The sequence below is a fragment of the Dactylosporangium sp. CS-047395 genome, from assembly GCF_050942185.1.
In the GTDB taxonomy this organism is placed as follows: Bacteria; Actinomycetota; Actinomycetes; order Mycobacteriales; family Micromonosporaceae; genus Dactylosporangium.
In genome coordinates this window covers 10,195,271-10,215,287 of record NZ_CP192015.1, presented here as the reverse complement: position 1 = coordinate 10,215,287, position 20,017 = coordinate 10,195,271, and the positions used below count along the sequence as shown (strand labels likewise).

Here is a 20,017-nt window from a genome sequence, read left to right as displayed (position 1 = left end):
GTATGGCGGCGCCGCAGGTCCTACCGATCGAAGAGACCCATGTCGAGGTTGACGAGGTGCCCAAGACCGACCGTCCGTGGGTGACCGTCGTCTGGAACGATCCCGTCAACCTCATGAGCTACGTGACCTGGGTCCTGCAGAAGCTGTTCGGGTACAGCAAGGAGAAGGCCGAACGCCTCATGCTCGATGTGCATCACAAGGGCAAGGCGATCGTGACCAGCGGCGCCCGCGAGAAGATGGAGTACGACGCATCCCGGCTGCAGGCCCATGGCCTCTGGGCGACGGTGGAGCAGTCGTGACCATGTTCGTGCGCGCCGGCACCGTCTGCGTGGCCCGGTTCGGTCCGGGCGAGGCGGCCGTGCTCAACGAGGTGATGCTCGAGGTCATCACGCTGCTGTCCGAGGGCTTCGACCGCACCGATCCGGTGATCGAGCGCCTGTTCCCCGACGTGTACCGCGATGATCCGGCGCTGTCGGCGGAGCTCAGGCGGTACACGGAAGATGATCTTCGGTCTTCGAAACTGGAGCAGGCGGCACTGCTGCTCGACGCCCTGCCCGTCGAGGGCGGCGAGGTGGCGCTGGACGAGGAGCAGGCCGAGGCGTGGCTGCGCGCGCTGACCGACGTGCGGCTCACCCTCGGGCTGCGGCTGGGCATCGCCGACGACGACGTGGACATCGAGGACGAGCTGGACGAGGCCATCCTCAAGGACCCCACCTCGGCCCGCGTCGCGCAGCTTTCGGTGTACCAGTACCTCACCTACCTGCAGGAGTCGCTCGTCGGCGCGCTGATGGGCTGAGACACCCGTCACGGGCAAGTGACGCGGAGGTTTCGGTAGGCTGTGGGCGTGCTGACCATCGACGCCGCGATCCTCGACGCGATCGTCGCGCACGCCCGCCGGGACCACCCGGACGAGGCGTGCGGGATCGTCGCGGGTCCGGCCGGCTCCGACCGGCCGGAGCGGCACGTGCCGATGGAGAACGCGGCCCGCTCCATGACGTTCTACGAGTTCGACTCCAAGGAGCAGCTGCGGCTGTGGCGGGAGATGGACGACGCCGACGAGGAGCCGGTCGTGGTCTACCACTCGCACACCGCGACCGAGGCCTACCCGTCCCGCACGGACGTCTCCTTCGCCGGCGAGCCGAACGCCCACTACCTGCTCGTCTCGACCCGTGAGCCCGAGGTGACCGAGGTCCGTTCGTTCCGCATCGTGGACGGGGCCGTCACCGAGGAGCCGGTTCGGGTAGTTAATGCAGTCGTGGATTCGAACGCCGTCCAGAAGTACCTCTTCGGGCAGAGCCCGGCGACCGTCGACTACGAGTGTCAGACCGGCAGCTGATCAGCCGCCCCATCCGTTCTGACCCGTTTTGTCCAGTCGTTCACAAAGAGAGAGTTTTCCCATGGCTATCGAGGTTCGCATCCCCACCATCCTGCGCAGCTACACGGGCGGCGCGAAGACCGTCGAGGGCTCCGGCGACACCATCGCCGACCTGCTCACCGACCTCGACTCCCGGCACTCGGGGCTCAAGGACCGGCTGATCACGGGTGAGGGCGGCCTGCACCGCTTCGTCAACGTGTACATCAACGACGAGGACGTCCGGTTCCTCGGCGCGCTCGACGCGAAGCTCAACGACGGCGACTCCGTGACGATCCTGCCCGCCGTCGCGGGCGGCGCGTTCGCGTTCGCCGCCGCGCACGCTCTTCGCGGCTGATCCCGTGGCGCGCTACGAGTCCCTGCTCGACGCGTGCGGCAACACGCCGCTCGTCGGCCTGCCCCGGCTCTCGCCGAGCGCCGACGTGCGGCTGTGGGCCAAGCTCGAGGACCGCAACCCGACGGGGAGCGTCAAGGACCGCGTGGCGCTGTGGATGGTTAAGGCGGCCGAGGAAGCGGGCCGCCTCCGCCCCGGTGACACGATCATCGAGCCGACCAGCGGCAACACCGGCATCGCGCTGGCCATGGTGGCCAAGCTGCGCGGCTACCGGCTGGTCTGCGTGATGCCGGAGAACGTCTCCGCCGAGCGCACGGCCCTGCTGCGGATGTACGGCGCCGAGATCATCACCTCGCCCGCGGCCGGCGGCTCCAACCGGGCCGTCGCCGTGGCCAAGGAGATCGCGGCCGAGCATCCGGACTGGGTGATGCTCTACCAGTACGGTAACGAGGCCAACGCCCGCGCCCACTACGAGTCGACCGGCCCGGAGATTCTGCGCGACCTGCCCACGATCACGCACTTCGTGGCCGGCCTGGGCACCACCGGCACGCTCATGGGCGTCGGGCGGTACCTGCGCGAAAAGGTCGAGGACATCGAGATCATCGCCGCCGAGCCGCGCTACGGCGAGCTGGTCTACGGCCTGCGCAACCTGGACGAGGGCTATGTGCCGGAGTTGTACGACGCGAAGGTGCTGACCCGCCGCTTCTCGGTGGGCACCCAGGACTCCGTGCTGCGCACCCGGCAGCTGGTCGAGGTCGAGGGCATGTTCGTGGGCTTCTCGACCGGCGCCGTGCTGCACGCCGCGCTCGCCGTGGCCCACCAGGCGCTCAAGGCCGGCAAGCGGGCCGACGTGGTGTTCCTGGTGGCCGACGGCGGCTTCAAGTACCTCTCCACCGGCGCCTACGGCGGCACCCTCGCCGAGGCGGAGACGGCGCTCGAGGGCCAGCTCTGGGCTTAGAGCCCGGTGACGACCCAGCCGACCAGCAGGCTCACCGAGGCGGCGCCCAGCAGCGCGTACGGGAGGCGGCGGCGGTGCACGCTCGCGAACGCGGCGATCGTGCACGCCAGGCCGAGCAGGCCGATGGTGATGACGACCGGGCCGTACCAGACGCGGTATTCGGCGATGAGCCCGACGAACGCCCGCAGCGCCACCGCCATGCCCCCGAGGCCCAGCGCCGCCGCCCACGCGCAGACCGCGGCGATCTGACGGTTGTCGGGGCGCGGGTCGGCCTCCGTGGGCAGGCGAAACGCGTCGGGCAGCTGCCGGCGCAGTCGCTTGGCTCGGGACACGTCAACCGACACGGTCGCCTCCTCTGTTACCGCTTCACAGCGTGCAACGAGCGAGGTGGGCGACCGTGACGCGAGCGTGTCACGTTGGCGACATCCGCCCCCGGATCTTTCGGCCTGAGCAGCCCCCGCGGCGTAGGCTGCGCAGCGTGAACGGGCCAAGCCGTGCCTGTTCAAGGATTGGATCTATCCTCACCCTGACGGGTCCTGGCCATATGCGATCCACGGTTTGGTACGAAGACGAGGAGACGGCGGGTTGAGGGCAGCATCATGAGGCTCACGGTTCTCGGCTGCGCCGGCAGCTTTCCGGGGCCGGAGGCGCCCTGTTCCGCCTACCTCGTGGAGGCGGACGGCTTCCGCCTGCTGATGGACTTCGGGCCCGGCTCCATGTCGGCGCTGCAGCGCTACGGCAGCCTCTACGCGGTCGACGCCATCCTGCTGTCGCACCTGCACTGCGACCACATGCTCGACGCCTGCTCGTACATCGTGGCCCGCCGCTACGCCCCCGCCGGCCCGTTCCCGCCCCTGCCGGTCTACGCGCCGGTGAACGCCCCCGAGCGGATCTCCTCGGCCTACGGCGGCGAGAACGAGCCGATGTCCATCGGTGACGTGTACACCTTCTACGCCCTGCAGCCCGGCAGCTTCCCGATCGGCCCGTTCGGCGTGACCGTGGACCGCGTCAACCATCCGATCGAGACGTACGGCGTGCGCCTCGAACACGACGGCAAGGTCCTCACGTACTCGGCCGACACCGCGCCCTGCGAGGCCCTGATCCGGCTGGCCCAGGGCGCCGACGCGTTCCTGTGTGAGGCAAGTTACCTCGACGGCGTCGACAACCCGCCCGACCTGCACCTGACCGGCCGGGAAGCGGCCGAGCACGCCACCAAGGCCGGGGTCGGCCGGCTGCTGCTCACGCACCTGGTCCCGGCGTGGGGGAGCGAGGCCCTGACCCTCGAAGCGGCATCGAGCGCCTTCGCTGGCCAAATTGATATCGTCCGACCCGGGGCCAGGTACGACATTTAGGGCCCCGTTTGCCGACTGGTCAACCTACTGTGGCCGCATGCATGGACACCCCCCTCATGGTCATGGCATGCGGATCGCGATCGTCACCGAATCGTTCCCGCCCGATGTGAACGGTGTGGCCCACTCCGTCGTCCGGGTCGCCGAACACCTCGTCGCGCGTGGCCACGAGCCGCTCGTGATCGCTCCTCAGCCGTCCTCCGGGGCGCGCTCGGTCACCGGCTCGTTCCCGTACTCGATCATCCGGGTGCCCTCCGTGGCCACGCCCGGCTATGGGAGCTTCCGGCTGGGGCTGCCCAGCCGCCGCCTGGCCACCGCCCTGAAGGCGCACCGCACCGACCTCGTCCACCTGGCCAGCCCGTTCGTGCTGGGCGCCCGGGGCATGACCGTCGCCGCGTCGCTGGGCCTGCCCACGGTGGCCGTCTACCAGACGGACGTGCCCGCCTACGCCCGCCTGTACTACAAGTCGAACCTCGGCGAGCAGGCCGCCTGGCGCTGGCTGCGGCACATCCACAACGCCGCCGACCGGACCCTCGCCCCGTCCACCGCGGCCGCCACCGCCCTGCACTCCCACGGCATCGAGCGGGTCTGGCTCTGGCGCCGCGGCGTGGACGCCTCCCGCTTCGACCCCGGACACCGCTCCGCCGCCCTGCGCCGCGCGGTCGCCGCCGAAGGACAGGTGATCGTCGGCTACGTCGGCCGGCTCGCCGTCGAGAAGCGCGTCGATCTCCTCGCCCCGGTCAGCCGCATCCCCGGCGTCCGGGTGGTCGTGGTCGGCGACGGCCCCGCCCGGGCCAACCTCGAGCGCGCCATGCCGGACGCGGTCTTCCTCGGCGAGCGGCGCGGGGCGCAGCTGGCCCGGATCTTCGCCAGCCTCGACCTCTTCGTGCACACCGGGCCGTTCGAGACGTTCGGCCAGACCATCCAGGAGGCCCTGGCCAGCGGCGTACCCGTGGTGGCGCCGGCCCAGGGTGGCCCGCTGGACCTGGTCGACGACGGCCGCACCGGCCTGCTGGTCCCGCCGTGCGACGCCTCCTCGCTCGTGGCGGCGGTGGCCTCGCTGGTCGACGACACCGACCGGCGCCTGGCGATGGGGGTGGCCGCTCGCGTGGCGGTGGCCTCCCGGACCTGGGCCGCGGTGGGGGACGAGCTGATCAAGCACTACGTCGACGTGCACTCGGGCGGCATCGCCGCGCGGTCCGTCCCGATTCCCGCATGAGCTCTCGCATAGTGCGGCTCGCGAACTTCGTGATGCCGCGCTCCGGAGGCCTGCGCACGGCGCTGCAGGCGCTCGGGGAGGGGTACCTCGCCGCCGGTCACGAGCCGATCCTCATCGTGCCCGGGTCCGAGTACGGCGACGAGATGACCTCGCAGGGCCGCGTGATCACGCTGCCCGGCCCGATCGTGCCCGGCACCGGCGGGTACCGCGTGATCCTGTCCCGGCGGCGGCTGCAGAAGCTGCTCGAGCGGCTCGAACCCGACCGGCTCGAGGTCTCCGACCGCTTCACGCTGCGCTGGACCGGCCGCTGGGCCCGCGAGCGCGGCATCCCGTCCGTGATGATCTCCCACGAGAGCCTCGCCGGGCTGCTCACGTTCGCCGGCCCGCTGAGCAATCCGTGGGCGAACATGCTCAACACGCGCAGCTTCCGCTCGTACGACCGGATCGTCTGCACGACCGGCTGGGCCGCCAACGAGTTCCGGCGCATCGGGGCCGGCAACCTCGCCCAGGTGCCGCTCGGCGTCGACCTGGAGCTGTTCAACCCGTCCCGCTACGACGACACCCTGCGGGCCCGCTACGCCAAGCCGGACCAGGTGCTGCTCGTGCACTGCGGCCGGCTCTCCTCGGAGAAGCGGCCCGAGCGTTCCGTCGACGCCCTGGTGGCCCTGCGCAAGCGCGGGGTCGACGCGGTGCTCGTGGTGGCCGGCGACGGCCCGCTGCGCGCCCGGCTGCAGGAGCAGGCCCGGGGCCACGAGGTGCACTTCATGGAGTTCGTGACCGAGCGCACCGCGGTCGCCTCCCTGCTCGCCACGGCCGACGTCGTCATCGCGCCCGGACCGATCGAGACCTTCGGGCTGGCGGCCCTGGAGGCGCTGGCCTGCGGCACGCCCGTCGTCGTGGACGCGGCGTCCGCCCTGCCCGAGGTGATCGGCGCCGCCGGTGTCGCCGTCACCAACGATTTCGCTTCGGGTGTACTGCAAGTGCTCGAGCGCCCCGACGCCGCCCGTCGCGCCGCCGCCCGCGCCCGCGCCGAGCAGTTCTCCTGGCCGGCCGCGGTCGCCGGGTTCCTCGCCGTGCACCACTCGCTCGTCCTGTCCGGAGCGGTCTCGTGATCCGTGCCTGCTCCGGACCCGCTCTTCGGGGGTGATCCTGTGACCGTGTTCGCTGCTCTTGGTGATTCGACCACCGCGGGCTACGGCGACCGCGTCAAAGGCAAGTGGCGCGGCTGGGCGCCGATCTTCGCCCAGGCGCTCGGCCTGCGGCTGCACAACTTCTCGACCAGCGGGGCCCGCGTCCACGACCTGGAGCGCGACCAGCTGCCCAAGGCCCTGGCGGTGGCCCCGACCGTCGCCGCCGTGGTCATCGGGACCAACGACACGCTGCGCGATCCGTTCGACGCGACCCGGTTCGCCGGGCACCTCGAGCGGACCGTCGGCACGCTGCGCGAGTCGGGGGCGGAGGTGCTCACCATCCGGCTGCCCGCCCCCGGCGCCATCTTCGGCCTGCCCGGTCCGCTGGCCCGCCCGCTCGCCCGCCGGATGGCCGAGATCAACGAGGCGGCGGACCGGATCGCGGTGCAGTACGACACCGTGCACTTCGACGCGGCCGGGCACCCGGACTCGTACCAGCGGGACATGTGGAGCGTCGATCGCCTGCACCCGAGCGAGCGCGGGCACCGGTTCCTGGCCTGCTCGTTCTTCGACCTGCTGGACGAGCGCGGGGTCGTGAAGTCGCTGCTCGCGGACGGGCTGGACCCGCAGCGGCCGTCGCCGGAGCCGAGCAGCCGGCCGCCGTCGAAGCTCGCGCAGGGCCTGTGGCTGTCCACGGCGGGGACGCACTGGGTGATCCGCCGCTCGACCGACCTGCTGCCCGGCCTGGCGCGGCTCGCCTGGTCCGAGTGGCGGCACGGCTCGCCTTTGGAGTTGGACTCCGTGGCGGTTTCCGGGAAGGTCGCCTGAGGCCGTGGTGCGGCGTTTCCGTAGGCTGGCTGTCATGGCCCGACCCGATGGACGTAACGCCGACCAGCTCCGACCCGTATCGATCACCCGCCAGTGGAGCATGCACCCGGAGGGATCCGTGCTCATCGAGTTCGGCGCCACCCGCGTGCTGTGCACCGCCAGCGTCACCGAGGGCGTGCCGCGCTGGCGCAAGGGCTCCGGCCTGGGCTGGCTGACCGCCGAGTACTCGATGCTCCCGCGCGCCACCACCACCCGCAGCGACCGCGAGAGCGTGAAGGGCAAGATCGGTGGCCGTACCCACGAAATCTCGCGTTTGATCGGTCGCAGCCTGCGCGCCTGCATCGACCTGAAGGCCCTCGGCGAGAACTCGATCGTCCTGGACTGCGACGTGCTGCAGGCCGACGGCGGCACCCGCACGGCCGCGATCACCGGCGCGTATGTCGCCCTCCACGACGCCGTGGGCTGGCTCGCCACCCAGCGCAAGCTCGCCGGCAAGCCCGCCGACGTGCTGCACCGCTCGGTCGCCGCCGTCTCGGTCGGGATCATCGCCGGCGACCCGCGCCTCGACCTCTGCTACGAGGAGGACGTGATCGCGGACGTCGACATGAACGTGGTGTGCACCGGCAACGGCGAGTTCGTCGAGGTCCAGGGCACCGGCGAGCAGGGCATCTTCACCCGCGCCGAGCTCGACACGCTCGTCGACCTGGGCGCGCGGGGCTGCGCCGAGCTGACCACGCTGCAGCAGAAGGCGCTGGCCGGATGAAGCTGCTGCTCGCGACCCGGAACAAGAAGAAGCTCGTGGAGCTGCGCCGCGTCCTGGAGTCCTCGGCGCCGCACATCGAGCTCGTCGGCCTCGACGACGTCGACACCTACCCCGAGGCGCCCGAGACCGGGCTCACCTTCGAGGAGAACGCGCTGCTCAAGGCCCGTGAGGCGGTGCAGTACACCGGGCTGCCCAGCATCGGCGACGACTCCGGCCTGGCCGTGGACGCGCTCAACGGAATGCCCGGCGTCTTCTCGGCGCGCTGGTCGGGGCTGCCCAGCGGCGCACCCGACCGCGACGGGGCCAACCTTCGTCTCGTGCTCGCGCAGGTCGGGGACGTGCCGGACGAGCACCTGGGCGCGGCCTTCGTCTGCGCGGCCGCCCTGGTCCACCCGGACGGCCGCGAGCAGGTCTTCCGCGGCGAGATGCGCGGCCGGCTGATCCGCGCGCCGCGTGGCGACGGCGGGTTCGGGTACGACCCGATCTTCGTCGCGGACGGGCACACGGAAACGACCGCGGAGCTTTCGCCCGAGGCGAAGGACGCGATCAGCCATCGGGGGATCGCCTTCCGCGCCCTTGCCGCCGTTTTGTAGCTGCTTCTTTCCTGGCGCGGCCGCTTCCGGTTTTCGGTGGCGGCCGCTTCCGGTTTTTAAGGGTGGCCGCTTCCGGCTTCGGTTTTCGGCGGTGGCCGCTTTCCGGCGTCGGCTTTCGGCGGTGGCCGTTTCCGGCTTTCGGTGGGGGCCGCTTGCTGCTGAGCTTCTATGCGAGCGGCCCCGCTACCTGTTCGATCGCCTTTTTCAGCTCCCGCGACCGCACCATGCCGCGGGCCGCTTCCATCACCGGGGCGAGGAACACGTCCGGGCCCGGTCCGCCCGCGAACTGTTCGACCAGTTCGACCGCCAGCTTCCCGGCCGGCGACGGTTCGAGCGGGGTTCGCAGCTGAATGCCCCGTACACCCGAAAGCAGCTCGACCGCGAGAATGCTGCACAGGTTGTCGAGCACGGTCCGCAGCTTCTTGGTCGCCGCCCACCCCATCGACACGTGGTCTTCCTGCATCCCCGACGTCGGCAGCGAGTCGACGCTTGCCGGTGCGGCCAGCCGCCGGTTCTCCGCGACGATTCCCGCCGCCGTGTACTGCGCGATCATCAGCCCCGAGTTCACGCCCGCGTCCGGCGTCAGGAACGGCGGCAGGTCCCGCGAGCGGGTCACGTCGAGCAGCCGGTCGACCCGCCGCTCGGCGATCGCCCCGACCTCCGACGCCGCGATCGCCAGGTAGTCCGCGGCGAACCCGAGCGGCGCCCCGTGGAAGTTGCCCGTCGACTCGACCCGCCCGTCGGTCAGCACCACCGGGTTGTCTACGATCGAGCGCAGCTCCCGCCCGGCCACCGTCGCCGCGAACTCCAGCGTGTCCCGCGCCGCCCCGGCCACCTGCGGCGCGCACCGCATCGAGTACGCGTCCTGCACCGCGTGCACCAGGTCGTCCCGGTGCGAATCCATGATCGGCGAGCCCTGCAGCAGCCGGTGGAGGTTCGCCGCCGACGCCGCCTGCCCCGGATGCGGCCGGATCTCGTGCAACTCCGGCATGAACGGCCGGTCGGACCCGAGCATCGCCTCGATCGACAGCGCCGCCGTGATGTCCGCCATCGTGAACAGGTGCCGCGCGTCCTCGATGGCCATGATCAGCATGCCGAGCATGCCGTCGGTGCCGTTGATCAGCGCCAGCCCCTCCTTCGAGGAGAGCGCGATCGGCGACACCCCGGCGTCGAGCGCGGTGATCCGGGTGCCGTCCTTCGCCAGTACCCATCCCTCGCCGATCAGCACCAGCGCGCAATGGGCCAGCGGGGCAAGATCGCCGGAGGCCCCGAGCGACCCGTGCTCCGGCACCCACGGCGTGATGTCGGCGTTGAGCAACTCGACGAGCGCCTGCGCGACCTCCGGCCGCACGCCCGACCGCCCCATCGCCAGCGAGCGAATCCGCAGCAGCATCATCGCCCGGACCACCTCCCGCGGCATCGGCGCCCCGACCCCGGCCGCATGCGACCTGATCAGCGCGTGCTGCAGCTCGGCCCGTCGCTCCGGCGCGATGAACGTGTTGGCCAGCGCCCCGAACCCGGTCGACACCCCGTACACCGGGCGCCCGTCCCGCTCGATCGCGTCCACAATGGACCGGCTCGCCCGCATGGCGTCGAGCGCGTCCGGCGCGAGGGTCACCCGCGCGTTGGCCCGGGCGACCGCGATCAGGTCGTCGGGACTGATGCCAGAGGCGGTGATGGTGATCAAACCAGCTCCCCATTGAGCACGACGTGGTTGGTGAGCGGCACCCCGGGCCGGTAGGCCAGGTGCACGTACGAGGGGGCGTCCAGCACGACGAGGTCGCCGCGCGCCCCGTACGTCAGCCGCCCGATGTCATCCCGGCGCAACGCCGCCGCCCCACCGCGCGTAGCGGCAAGCACGGCCTCGGCCGGCGTCATGGCCATCTCGCGCACGGCGAGCGCGATGCAGAACGGCATCGACGTCGTGTACGAGGACCCGGGATTGCAGTCCGTGGCCAGCGCCACGACCGCCCCCGCGTCGATGAGTTTCCGAGCCGGCGGGTACGGCGACCGCGTCGAAAACTCCGCCCCCGGCAACAACGTCGCCACGGTGCCCGATCCGGCCAGCGCCGCGATGTCCCGTTCCGACAGATGGGTGCAGTGGTCCGCCGACGCCGCGTTCAGTTCCACCGCCAGCTGTACGCCGGGCCCCTCCGACAGCTGATTCGCGTGCACCCGCACACCCAGCCCTTCGGCCGCCCCCACGGTCAGGATCGCCCGCGAATGGTCGGCGTCGAACGCCCCCCGCTCACAGAACACGTCGATCCACTTCGCCCCGGCCCCGCGCGCCGCCGACAGCATCGGCCCGCACACGAGGCTCACATAGTCGTCGGTACGGTCCGCATACTCCGCCGGCACCACATGCGCCCCGAGAAACGTCGTCTCGCCGCTGAACTCCCGAGCGATCCGCAACGACCGAGCCTCGTCGGCCACACTCAACCCGTACCCCGACTTGATCTCCATCGTCGTCGTGCCCTGCCGCAGCGCCTCGTTCCGCAGCCGCGCCACGTTCGCCCGCAACTGCCCGTCATCGGCGGCCCGCGTGGCCCCGACGGTCGTGCGAATTCCACCGCCCGTGTACTTCTGCCCCGCCATCCGCGCCGCGAACTCCGCCGCCCGATCACCCCCGAACACCAGGTGCGAGTGACTGTCCACGAACCCCGGCAGCACCGCCGCCCCATCGACATCGAGCCGCGCATCGGCCGCCGGCGTGTCCCCGGCCCGCCCGATCCACTCGACCCGCCGATCGTCGATAACCAGCGCCGCGTTCCGCCTGATGCCGAGCGGTCCCTCACCCCAGTTCGGATCGCCGGTGACCAGCTCGCCGATATTGGTGACCAGCAGCGACCTCATCGCCCCGCCCCGATTCGCGCAGCGTTCTCTCCGACCAGCGGCGCCCTCATCGCGTGGCCCCGATCCGTTCGGCGTTGGTGGCGCGGTCGCTGAGCATCGCGATCGCCTCCGCCAGCGCCGCTCCGACGTCGCCGATCGCCAGGTGCACCCCGTCGCGCACGACCACCCGGCCGTCCACCACCACGTGCCGCACATCCGCCGCGGTGGCCGCGAAGGCGATGGCCGCCGGTTCGCAGCCGGCCGTACGCGGGGAGTCGAGCGCCACGCTCACCAGATCCGCCCGCGCCCCGACCGCGATCGACCCGGCGTGTGGCCACCCGAGTGCCGCATGCCCGGCCACCGTCGCCGCATCGATCAGCTCACCCGCGGTGAAATGCCCGCGATGCTCGGTGTGCAGCCGCTCGTGCATCTCCACCCCGCGCGCCTCCTCGAACAGATCGATCACCGCGTGGCTGTCACTGCCCAGACTCAGCGGACTCCCGGCCTCGACCAGCGCCCGCGCGTGCCCGATCCCGTCAGCCAGATCCCGCTCGGTCGTAGGGCAGAAACACACCCCGGTGCCGCTATCCCCGAGCTCAGTCCGATCCGTGTCCGACAGGTGCGTCGCGTGCACCGCCGTCACCCGCCCACCCAGCAAACCGTGATCGGCGAGCAACTCCGTCGGCGTACGCCCGTGCACCGCCAAACACGCCTCGTTCTCGGCGCGCTGCTCGGAGAGGTGCACGTGGGTCGGCATCCCATCGGTCCGCTCGGCAAACGCCGCCAGCACCTCGGCCGGCACCGCCCGCACACTGTGCGCCGCCGCCCCGAGCCGGACGTGGGGCCGCCCCCGCAGCCGATCGAGCCGGCTCGACCAGCCCTCGAAGGACCCATCCCCAAACCGAAGTTGTACCCCCTGCAAAGCCTCCCCGCCGACCCCCGCCGTCAGATACAGCGTGTCGAGCAGCGTGATCCTGATCCCCGCATCCGCCGCCGCCGCGATGAGCGCCTCACTCATCGCGTTCGGGTCCGCGTACCGCACTCCGCCAGGCCCGTGATGCAGGTAGTGAAACTCGCCCACACACGTGATCCCGGCCAACGCCATCTCCCCGTACACCGCGGTAGCCAGCGCGTGATACGAGTCCGGATCGAGCGCCCCCGCAACGGCGTACATCTGCTCCCGCCACGTCCAGAACGTTCCCCGCTCCCGCTGGGTCCGCCCCCGCAAGGCCCGATGAAACGCATGCGAGTGCGCATTCGCCAGCCCCGGCAACGTCACCCCGGCGAGCCGAACCGCACCCTCAGCCTCAGTCGCATCCACGGGAATCCCCGCCCGCACACCCACGAACCGGCCGCCCGCAACTTCGACCAGCACGTCATCGGCCACCCCACCCGGCAACCAGGCATGCGCACAGTGAAACCGCGTCACCGACATGGCTGCCCTACCCGCTCGCCACACTTCCCACCGACACTGCGCCTTCTCGGAACGCCGACCTTGAGCCCGCTCATGACGGTGACGTTGCGGCTGCCCATGACCCCGATGCCGCGTCCGACCATGGTGCGGACTTCGCGTTCGCCCACGATGCCGATGCCGATGCCGATGCCGATGCCGATGCCGATGCCGATGCCGATGCCGAGGTCGAGGTCGAGGTCGAGGTCGGTCCGACCCGCAATGCCGGTCGTGGCGACGGGGCCGGTGATCGCCGTGCTTCCGAAGGTGCGGTCGGTCGGAGCGCCGACGCCGGTCGTGGCGACGGGGCCTGTGCTCGCCGTGCTTCCGAAGGTGCGGTCGCTCTGACCCCCGACACCGGTCGTGGCGACGGGGCCTGTGCTCGCCGCGCTTCCGAAGGTGCGGTCGCTCTGACCCCCGACACCGGTCGTGGCGACGGGGCCTGTGCTCGGCGCATCTCCGAAGGGGCGGTCGGTCAGAGCGCCGGCGCTTTCATCACCGGCGCGGTTGGCTGGGTCTGCGAGCTGGCGGCCGTTCGAGATCGCGTGAGGTCGGGTCACTGGCATAGCCGGCCCAAGAGGTCGGTGAGCTTCTCCACCCCGGCGGCGCAGTCGGCGTGGGAGGCGGACTCCTGCGGGGCGTGGGAGATGCCCGTCGGGTTGCGGACGAACAGCATCGCGGTGTCGACGTGCCCGGCCAGCACGCCGGCGTCGTGGCCGGCGCCGGTGGGGAGTACGGGTGCGTGTAGTTCGAGCGCGGCCAGCCGGCTGACGTCGCCGGTGAAGGCGACCTCGCCGGTCAGTGACTCGGTGGCCATGGCGACCTGGGTGCCGTCGAGCCGCGCCCGCCGCTCGGCTCGCTGGCGGATCGCGTCGACCAGCTTCTGCAGCGTCTCACCGTCTGCGGCTCGGGCGTCCAGCCAGGCCGACGCCCGCGAGGCGATCGCGTTGGTGGCGTTCGGCGCGACATCGACCCGTCCGACGGTGGCGTGCGCGCCGTGCATCCGGGCGACCTCGTCCGTCGCCAGCACCGTGGCCGCGAGCGTGAGCATCGGATCGTGCCGGTCCGACATCCGCGTCGTCCCGGCGTGGTTCCCCTCACCGGTGAAGTCGAACCGGTACCGCCCATGCGGCCAGATCGCACTCGCCACGCCCACCGGAGCGTCGAGGTGGTCGAGCGCCCGTCCCTGCTCGATGTGCAGTTCGACGAACGCCCCGATGCGTGCCAGCCGCTCCGGATCGGGCCCCAGCCGCTCCGGGTCGAGCCCGGCCCGGCCGATCGCCTCGGCGAGGTGGAAGCCCTCCCGGTCCCGCAGCCGCAGCGCCTTGGCCGGATCGAAGGCGCCGGTCATCAGCCGGGAGCCCAGGCACGGTACCCCGAACCGCGATCCCTCCTCCTCGGTGAACACCACGACCGCCACGGGCTTCGCCGGTTTCACGCCCCGCTCCCGGAGCCGGTCGATGGCGAGCAGCCCTGACACCACCCCGAGCGGCCCGTCGTACCCGCCGCCGTGCGGCACCGAGTCGAGGTGGCTCCCGGTGACCACGGCGCCGCCCTGCTCCGGCTCGCCCCACCAGGCCCACAGGTTGCCGTTCCGGTCGATCTCGACTTCGAGGTCGCGGTCGAGCGCCTCCTCGACGAACCACTCCCGGCACACCAGGTCGGTGTCGGTCCAGGAGTGCCGCACGTACCCGCCGTCGTCCCCGGCCTTCCCGACCGGACTCAGCGACTCCCACAGCGCGGCAAACCGCTCAGCACTCATCACGCCCGCTCACCAGCCCCTCCGTCGCTGGCCTGGCCGTGTTCGGCGCTTCCACTACCTGTCGGGCCGCTGCTGGCCTGGGGCGGCTGGACTGTCAGACCGGTCGTTTCGGTCAGGCCGGCCGTGGCTGCCGTCTGCTCGGTGGCTCCGGCGCTGTTGACCCGCACCTGCTCGCGCGGTCCGGTTCCGCTGGTCGGCGTCCGCTCGTCGGTCCGCTCGTCCGTGGGCGCCTCGCGCATCGGGACTCGGAGGCTGTGTGCGTCGGCGACGTCGGTGGCGTCCTCGTAGCCGGCGTCGACGTGTCGCAGTACACCCATGGCGGGGTCGTTGGTGAGGACCCGGGCCAGCTTTTGTGCGGCGAGGGCGGTGCCGTCGGCGACCGAGACCTGGCCTGCGTGGATGGAGCGGCCGATGCCGACGCCGCCGCCGTGGTGGATGGAGACCCAGGAGGCGCCCGAGGCGGTGTTGACCAGGGCGTTGAGCAGGGGCCAGTCGGCGATGGCGTCGGAGCCGTCGCGCATGGACTCGGTTTCGCGGTACGGCGAGGCGACGGAGCCGGTGTCCAGGTGGTCTCGGCCGATCACGATCGGTGCTTCGAGGGTGCCGTCGGCGACCATCTCGTTGAAGCGGAGGCCGGCGCGGTCGCGCTCGCCCTGGCCGAGCCAGCAGATGCGGGCGGGCAGGCCCTGGAACGCGACGCGCTCGCGGGCCATCGTGATCCAGCGGTGCAGCGACTCGTTCTCCGGGAAGAGGTCGAGGATCGCGCGGTCGGTCGCGGCGATATCGGCGGGGTTGCCGGACAGGGCGGCCCAGCGGAAGGGACCCTTGCCCTGGCAGAAGAGCGGTCGGATGTACGCCGGGACGAACCCCGGGAACGCGAACGCCCGATCGAAGCCGCCCAGCTGGGCCTCGCCCCGGATCGAGTTGCCGTAGTCGAACACCTCGGCGCCGTGGTCGAGGAAGCCGACCATGGCCTCGACGTGCCGGGCCATGGACTGGCGGGCCCGGTCCGTGAACTCCTCGGGCTTCTTGGCCGCGTAGTCGGCCGCGTCCTCGGGCGCGATTCCGCTCGGTACGTAGGACAGCGGGTCGTGCGCGGAGGTCTGGTCGGTCACGATGTCGACCGCGACGCCCATCCGGAGCAGTTCCGGCAGCAGTACCGCGGCGTTGCCCACGACCCCGACCGACAGCGCCTTGCGGCCGGTTTTGGCCTCGAGGGCGAGCCGGACGCCGTCCTCCAGCGAGTCGGCGACGACGTCGAGGTAGCGGGTGGCGACCCGGCGCTCCAGGCGGGCCCGGTCGACGTCTATGATCAGGCAGACTCCGCCGTTCATGGTGACCGCGAGCGGCTGTGCGCCGCCCATGCCGCCGCAGCCCGCGGTGACCGTCAGCGTGCCGGCGAGGGTGCCGCCGAACCGCTTCTCCGCCACGGCCGCGAATGTCTCGTAGGTGCCCTGCAGGATGCCCTGCGTTCCGATGTAGATCCAGGAGCCGGCGGTCATCTGGCCGTACATCGTGAGGCCGAGCGCCTCCAGCCGGCGGAACTCGGGCCAGTTGGCCCAGTCGCCGACGAGGTTGGAGTTGGCGATCAGGACCCGGGGCGCCCACTCGTGTGTCTGCAGGACGCCGATCGGGCGGCCGGACTGCACCAGCATCGTCTCGTCGGGCGCGAGGGTGGTCAGCGTGCGGACCAGTGCGCGGTAGGAGGGCCAGTCGCGGGCTGCCTTGCCGGTGCCGCCGTAGACCACCAGGTCCTGCGGACGCTCCGCGACGTCAGGGTCGAGGTTGTTCATGAGCATGCGCAGGGCGGCTTCCTGTTGCCATCCTCGCGCCGTCAACTGGGTGCCCCGAGGGGCACGGATTGGTTCCATGATTCTCCTCGGCTAAGGCAGGAATACCTGACGGGTGGCGGCGGAGCGTTCGAAGGCCTCGAGCCGCTCCTGGGTTTCGGCCGGGGCGGAGTCGCACATCGCCTGCAGCAGCATCGTCACCATGGCCATCGGCGCGGCGTGCATGTCGAACACCAGGCGGGAGCCGACCGGCGCCGGCAGGACCAGGTCGGACTCCGCGGCCGCCGGGCTGACTGGGGAGTCGGTCACCGTGACCACACGAAGCCCTGCGGCCCGCGCCTCGCGGAGCGCGTCGACCGCCTCGCGCGGGTATCGGGGCAGCACAAACGCCAGCATGGCAACTGCACCGGCCGCGCGTGCCTGTTCCAAGCGATCCGCGAGCAGGCTGCCCTGCTCGTGCACCAGCCGCACATCCGGGTGGACCTTCGCCGCGAAATAGGCGAACGCTCCCGACAGCGCCGCGGCCGCCCGGAGGCCGAGGACCGGCAGCGGCCGGCTCGACATGAGCAGCCGGCCCGCCTCCGCCAGCGGCGCGGGGTCCTTCAGCGTGTCGGCGAGCCGCTGCAGGTTGCCGATCTCGTCGCCGAGCGCCTGTTCGAACTCGCTGACGGGGGCGGACTCATCGGATTCGTCCATTGTGGAGGGGCTGTGCCGGTAGCCGTCGATCGTGACCCGCAGCTGGTCCCGCAGCGCCGGGTAGCCCTCGAAGCCCAGCGCCATCGCGAACCTGGTCACCGAGGGCTGGCTGACGCCGGCGAGGGTCGCCAGGTCGCCGCTGGAGAGGTAGCCGGCCCGCCCCGCGTGCTCGACCAGGATGCGCGCGATGCGGCGCTGGACGGGCGTGAGTCGCTGTCCGTCGAAGAGGTCGAGTATCCGCTGGCGCGGGTTTTGGGTCATGGAGGGACTGTAAGTCGACTTTCAGGATTGCGTCAAGTGCATGGAGTCATTCAGAATGGTGGCGGGACGATGGCGGGAAGGGGGTGCGACATGCGACTCTCGGATCGTGCGGCTGAGCTACCTGGCGACCTACCCGATCAAGAGCTGCTATCGCGTGGAGGCAGACAACGCAGAAGTCGAGCCGTGGGGGCTGGCGGGCGATCGGCGGTGGATGGTCGTCGACGAGGCCGCCAAGCTGATCACGCAGCGGGACTGGCCCGCGATGGGACGGGTGCGCCCGCGGTACACCAACCAGGGGCTCGTGCTCGAAGCGGCGGGCGCGACTCCGATCGAGGTGCCGTACCCCTCGACGGAGACGACCGACATCAAGCACTTCTTCCAGTGGATCGCCGCGACGTCCGCGGGGGACGCCGCGAACCGCTGGTTGTCGGAGGCGATCGGGCGGCCCGCGCGCCTGTTCTACCTCGACGATCCGACGCGGCGGGCGGTCGACGCGGAGTACGCGACGCCGGGCGACACGGTCAGCTTCGCGGACGGGTTCCCGCTGCTGCTGACCAACGAGGCCTCGCTGGGTGCGGTGAACGACTGGCTCGCCGAGGAGGGCGCGGAGCCGGTTCCGATGACCCGCTTCCGCCCCAACGCCGTTGTCGCCGGTGCGCCCGCCTGGGCGGAGGACGACTGGATCGGCCGGCGCGTCGTCATCGGCGACGTGGTCTTCCGGGCGCCCAAGGCCTGCTCCCGGTGCGTGCTGACCACGATCGACCAGGAGACGCAGGAGAAGGGCCGGCAGCCGCTGTCGGTGCTGGGTAAGCGGCGGCGGTTCCCCGAGGGGCTGCTGTTCGGCATCAACCTCATTCCGGACGCTCGCGGCAAAATCGCTGTCGGCGACGAGATCACGCTGCGCTGAGGGCGGTGCTGGGTCTTTCTGGGTAGCCGTTCGCTGCGCTTCCTGCTGCGCATACGGCAAGACCTGCGGCGTTGTGACGGCCGTGGTCGGTCAAAAGATCAGTGGCCGCTTGGACGGCACGCTTTTGAACAATTACGGACGGATCCGTGGTTCCCGCTGAGGCGCGCCCGGCAGCGGGCGGTCCAATGGGGTTCGGGTCGGGCCGCGGGCGTGGTGGGGGCCGACGGTGCTATGGGGGCGAGTCAGGAACGAAAAGCTTTAAGTCTCAAAGGGAGGAAGGGCAATGATTTGAGCCTGGCCGCACGCGGTGCCTTGGGCACGACTCGTGGCCGGTGAGATCACCGTCGGGGTTTGAACTGCCCGGACCGGCGGCATTGGCGGCGGGCCTCACACGAGGCGCGGGCAGCGTTGGGCCAGTGTGGGGCCTGTCGCGAGACGCTGCGTGCAGGGCGCCGGTCGCGTGAGTGCGGATCGTGCGGTGGCGCCGGTGGTGTGGGGCGCCGGTTGTGTGGGGTGCCGGTTGTGTGGGGTGCCGGTTGTGTGGGGTGCCGGTTGTGCGGGGCGCCGATGGTGCGGTGGCGCCGATGGTGCGGGGTGCCGGTGGCGTGGGGTGTCGGTGGTGCGGTGGCGCCGATGGTGCGGGGCGTCGGGTGTGCGGGGTGCCGGTGGTGCGGGGTGCCGGTGGTGCGGTGGCGCCGATGGTGCGGGGCGTCGGGTATGCGGGGCGTCGGGTGTGCGGGGCGCCGGTTGTGCGGGGCGTCGGTTGTGCGGTGGCGCCGGTGGCGTGGGGTGCCGGTTCTGCGGTGGTGGCGGTCGTTTGCGGTGGTGCGGTCGTGTGGGGCGCCGGTCGTGTAAGGCGCGGGTCGTGCGGCGGAGGTGGCTGGTGTGTTTGGCGGGAGGCGGGGAGACGCTGGGGGAGGGGTGATCGAGTGGGATCCGGACAGTAGCGGCGAGAGCACGCTGGGCGGCGGGGCGAAAGTGGCATAACGCGTCGCGGGGGGCGGTAGGCGGGACATGATCAAGCCGTGACGCCCGTGCGGGTGCGGCCCCATCTTGCCGAGATTCTTCAGCGGACGCATCACGTTGTGGTGACGTTCAGTGTGTTGGGGAACTTGCTGCCTGAGCCGGAGGCGGTGGCGCTTCGGGTTGGCGAGATGTTGCGGGAGAACGGGCATCGGGTGTCGATTCTGGAGGGTACGAGCGACAACCCGTTCGAGATGCTGGCTGCGGCGTATGAGGTGTCGGAGGAGGTCGGGCGCAGGGCCGAGCAGGTGATCCATGACGCTGAGGTGGATGCGGCGGACTGGGTGCCTGTTACGACGGGTACGGCTGAGTTGCTTGAGGCATGCCGGGCGACCGCGCGGTCGGTGGCCGTTTATGCGCCGCACAGTGAGTCGGCGGTTGGGCGGTACCTGCATCGGCTTGGGCTGCGGAATCTGGTCGGGCCCGCGTTGGGGCGGGGGTTTGCGATGCGGAACCCGACGGTTCGGACGTTGGCGCCGGTGTTCGAGCAGATCGGCGTGCGGGCGCAGGACACGGCGGTGGTGTGTGCGACGTTCTCGGCGATGTCGGCCACGCAGCGGGCGGGGGCGCACGCGATCGGGGTGGAGCGGATCCGTGAGCCGCGGAAGGTTTTGCACGGAGGGGAAGGGCGCAATGCGGTGGTCCGGTCGCTGACGACGCTCGCTGATGCCATCAAGGAGTGCGGGCCGCCACCCGAGATCGTGTGAGACGCCCCGCGATCAACCGAGGGCCCCGCAAGGCCCGAAGGCG

Annotated in this window: 20 protein-coding genes and 1 pseudogene; 13 read left to right on the top strand and 8 right to left on the bottom strand. The window is 71.3% G+C overall.

The genetic code is table 11. From position 1 onward, the window contains the following. The first annotated feature begins 2 nt into the window (after window positions 1-2). The 5 genes from clpS to ACQP00_RS47695 all read left to right on the top strand — a co-directional run bounded on the left by clpS (window position 3) and on the right by ACQP00_RS47695 (window position 2,664). On the top strand, window positions 3-299 hold the full coding sequence (gene clpS, locus ACQP00_RS47715) for an ATP-dependent Clp protease adapter ClpS (protein WP_433210396.1): 297 nt from the start codon (window positions 3-5) through the stop codon (window positions 297-299). After that, on the top strand, window positions 275-796 hold the full coding sequence (locus ACQP00_RS47710) for a DUF2017 domain-containing protein (protein ID WP_433224261.1): 522 nt from the start codon (window positions 275-277) through the stop codon (window positions 794-796). The genes clpS and ACQP00_RS47710 overlap by 25 nt, the downstream gene beginning before the upstream one ends. Before the next feature lie 48 nt (window positions 797-844). Beyond that, window positions 845-1,336, top strand: coding sequence for a Mov34/MPN/PAD-1 family protein (locus ACQP00_RS47705; RefSeq protein WP_433210395.1), 492 nt, complete (start codon window positions 845-847; stop codon window positions 1,334-1,336). 61 nt (window positions 1,337-1,397) lie between these two features. Next, window positions 1,398-1,709, top strand: a complete 312-nt coding sequence (locus ACQP00_RS47700) for a MoaD family protein (RefSeq protein WP_433051555.1) — start codon at window positions 1,398-1,400, stop codon at window positions 1,707-1,709. A gap of 4 nt (window positions 1,710-1,713) precedes the next feature. Then, on the top strand, window positions 1,714-2,664 hold the full coding sequence (locus ACQP00_RS47695) for a PLP-dependent cysteine synthase family protein (protein ID WP_433210394.1): 951 nt from the start codon (window positions 1,714-1,716) through the stop codon (window positions 2,662-2,664). On the opposite strand, the gene ACQP00_RS47690 is transcribed toward ACQP00_RS47695, so the two are convergent. Further along, window positions 2,661-3,008, bottom strand: coding sequence for a hypothetical protein (locus ACQP00_RS47690; RefSeq protein ID WP_433051549.1), 348 nt, complete (start codon window positions 3,006-3,008; stop codon window positions 2,661-2,663). The genes ACQP00_RS47695 and ACQP00_RS47690 overlap by 4 nt on opposite strands. A 255-nt stretch (window positions 3,009-3,263) precedes the next feature. Here ACQP00_RS47690 and ACQP00_RS47685 point away from each other — a divergent pair, with 255 nt between their 5' ends. From ACQP00_RS47685 to rdgB, 6 genes are all read left to right on the top strand, one after another. Further along, a complete protein-coding gene (locus ACQP00_RS47685) occupies window positions 3,264-4,016 on the top strand; it encodes an MBL fold metallo-hydrolase (RefSeq protein WP_433210392.1) in 753 nt (250 codons plus the stop codon). A 67-nt stretch (window positions 4,017-4,083) separates the two neighbouring features. After that, entirely contained in the window at window positions 4,084-5,232 is a 1,149-nt protein-coding gene (locus ACQP00_RS47680) for a glycosyltransferase family 4 protein (RefSeq protein WP_433210390.1), read from the top strand. Then, window positions 5,229-6,344, top strand: a complete 1,116-nt coding sequence (locus ACQP00_RS47675; protein WP_433210388.1) for a glycosyltransferase — start codon at window positions 5,229-5,231, stop codon at window positions 6,342-6,344. The genes ACQP00_RS47680 and ACQP00_RS47675 overlap by 4 nt, the downstream gene beginning before the upstream one ends. 39 nt (window positions 6,345-6,383) lie before the next feature. Continuing rightward, window positions 6,384-7,190: an SGNH/GDSL hydrolase family protein gene (locus ACQP00_RS47670; protein WP_433210386.1), complete on the top strand. Its 807-nt coding sequence runs from the start codon at window positions 6,384-6,386 to the stop codon at window positions 7,188-7,190. 34 nt (window positions 7,191-7,224) lie between these two features. Continuing rightward, a complete protein-coding gene (gene rph, locus ACQP00_RS47665; protein WP_433210384.1) occupies window positions 7,225-7,953 on the top strand; it encodes a ribonuclease PH in 729 nt (242 codons plus the stop codon). Then, on the top strand, window positions 7,950-8,546 hold the full coding sequence (gene rdgB / locus ACQP00_RS47660; protein WP_433210382.1) for an RdgB/HAM1 family non-canonical purine NTP pyrophosphatase: 597 nt from the start codon (window positions 7,950-7,952) through the stop codon (window positions 8,544-8,546). Before rph ends, rdgB begins: the two co-directional genes overlap by 4 nt. Before the next feature lie 166 nt (window positions 8,547-8,712). Here rdgB and hutH read toward each other — a convergent pair whose 3' ends face one another. The 7 genes and pseudogenes from hutH to ACQP00_RS47625 form a co-directional block, all read right to left on the bottom strand. Then, window positions 8,713-10,233, bottom strand: coding sequence for a histidine ammonia-lyase (gene hutH / locus ACQP00_RS47655; protein ID WP_433210380.1), 1,521 nt, complete (start codon window positions 10,231-10,233; stop codon window positions 8,713-8,715). Beyond that, entirely contained in the window at window positions 10,230-11,399 is a 1,170-nt protein-coding gene (gene hutI, locus ACQP00_RS47650; RefSeq protein WP_433210378.1) for an imidazolonepropionase, read from the bottom strand. The genes hutH and hutI overlap by 4 nt, the downstream gene beginning before the upstream one ends. 46 nt (window positions 11,400-11,445) lie before the next feature. Then, entirely contained in the window at window positions 11,446-12,807 is a 1,362-nt protein-coding gene (locus ACQP00_RS47645; RefSeq protein ID WP_433210376.1) for a formimidoylglutamate deiminase, read from the bottom strand. Then, window positions 12,804-13,388, bottom strand: a complete 585-nt coding sequence (locus tag ACQP00_RS47640; protein WP_433210374.1) for a hypothetical protein — start codon at window positions 13,386-13,388, stop codon at window positions 12,804-12,806. Before ACQP00_RS47640 ends, ACQP00_RS47645 begins: the two co-directional genes overlap by 4 nt. Further along, window positions 13,385-14,590 (bottom strand): allantoate amidohydrolase, encoded by a 1,206-nt coding sequence (locus ACQP00_RS47635; protein ID WP_433210372.1) that lies wholly within the window; start codon window positions 14,588-14,590, stop codon window positions 13,385-13,387. Before ACQP00_RS47635 ends, ACQP00_RS47640 begins: the two co-directional genes overlap by 4 nt. Window positions 14,591-14,817: 227 nt before the next feature. Then, window positions 14,818-16,464 (bottom strand): annotated as a pseudogene (hutU, locus tag ACQP00_RS47630) (urocanate hydratase); the annotation flags it as partial. A gap of 9 nt (window positions 16,465-16,473) precedes the next feature. Beyond that, window positions 16,474-17,337: a MurR/RpiR family transcriptional regulator gene (locus ACQP00_RS47625; protein ID WP_433210370.1), complete on the bottom strand. Its 864-nt coding sequence runs from the start codon at window positions 17,335-17,337 to the stop codon at window positions 16,474-16,476. A 106-nt stretch (window positions 17,338-17,443) separates the two neighbouring features. On the opposite strand from ACQP00_RS47625, the gene ACQP00_RS47620 reads away from it, so the two are divergent. Both ACQP00_RS47620 and ACQP00_RS47615 read left to right on the top strand, forming a co-directional pair. Then, window positions 17,444-18,244 (top strand): MOSC domain-containing protein, encoded by an 801-nt coding sequence (locus ACQP00_RS47620; protein ID WP_433210368.1) that lies wholly within the window; start codon window positions 17,444-17,446, stop codon window positions 18,242-18,244. A 1,025-nt stretch (window positions 18,245-19,269) separates the two neighbouring features. Then, entirely contained in the window at window positions 19,270-19,974 is a 705-nt protein-coding gene (locus ACQP00_RS47615; RefSeq protein WP_433210366.1) for a hypothetical protein, read from the top strand. The last annotated feature ends 43 nt before the right edge of the window (window positions 19,975-20,017 follow it).

Bases quoted from the DNA above. Each gene is read 5' to 3' on its own strand.
- rdgB (WP_433210382.1), top strand. From the start codon at position 7,950: ATGAAGCTGCTGCTCGCGACCCGGAACAAGAAGAAGCTCGTGGAGCTG.
- ACQP00_RS47700 (WP_433051555.1), top strand. From the start codon at position 1,398: ATGGCTATCGAGGTTCGCATCCCCACCATCCTGCGCAGCTACACGGGC.
- rph (WP_433210384.1), top strand. From the start codon at position 7,225: ATGGCCCGACCCGATGGACGTAACGCCGACCAGCTCCGACCCGTATCG.
- ACQP00_RS47685 (WP_433210392.1), top strand. From the start codon at position 3,264: ATGAGGCTCACGGTTCTCGGCTGCGCCGGCAGCTTTCCGGGGCCGGAG.
- ACQP00_RS47635 (WP_433210372.1), bottom strand. From the start codon at position 14,590: ATGAGTGCTGAGCGGTTTGCCGCGCTGTGGGAGTCGCTGAGTCCGGTC.
- ACQP00_RS47675 (WP_433210388.1), top strand. From the start codon at position 5,229: ATGAGCTCTCGCATAGTGCGGCTCGCGAACTTCGTGATGCCGCGCTCC.
- hutI (WP_433210378.1), bottom strand. From the start codon at position 11,399: ATGAGGTCGCTGCTGGTCACCAATATCGGCGAGCTGGTCACCGGCGAT.
- clpS (WP_433210396.1), top strand. From the start codon at position 3: ATGGCGGCGCCGCAGGTCCTACCGATCGAAGAGACCCATGTCGAGGTT.
- ACQP00_RS47680 (WP_433210390.1), top strand. From the start codon at position 4,084: ATGCGGATCGCGATCGTCACCGAATCGTTCCCGCCCGATGTGAACGGT.
- ACQP00_RS47625 (WP_433210370.1), bottom strand. From the start codon at position 17,337: ATGACCCAAAACCCGCGCCAGCGGATACTCGACCTCTTCGACGGACAG.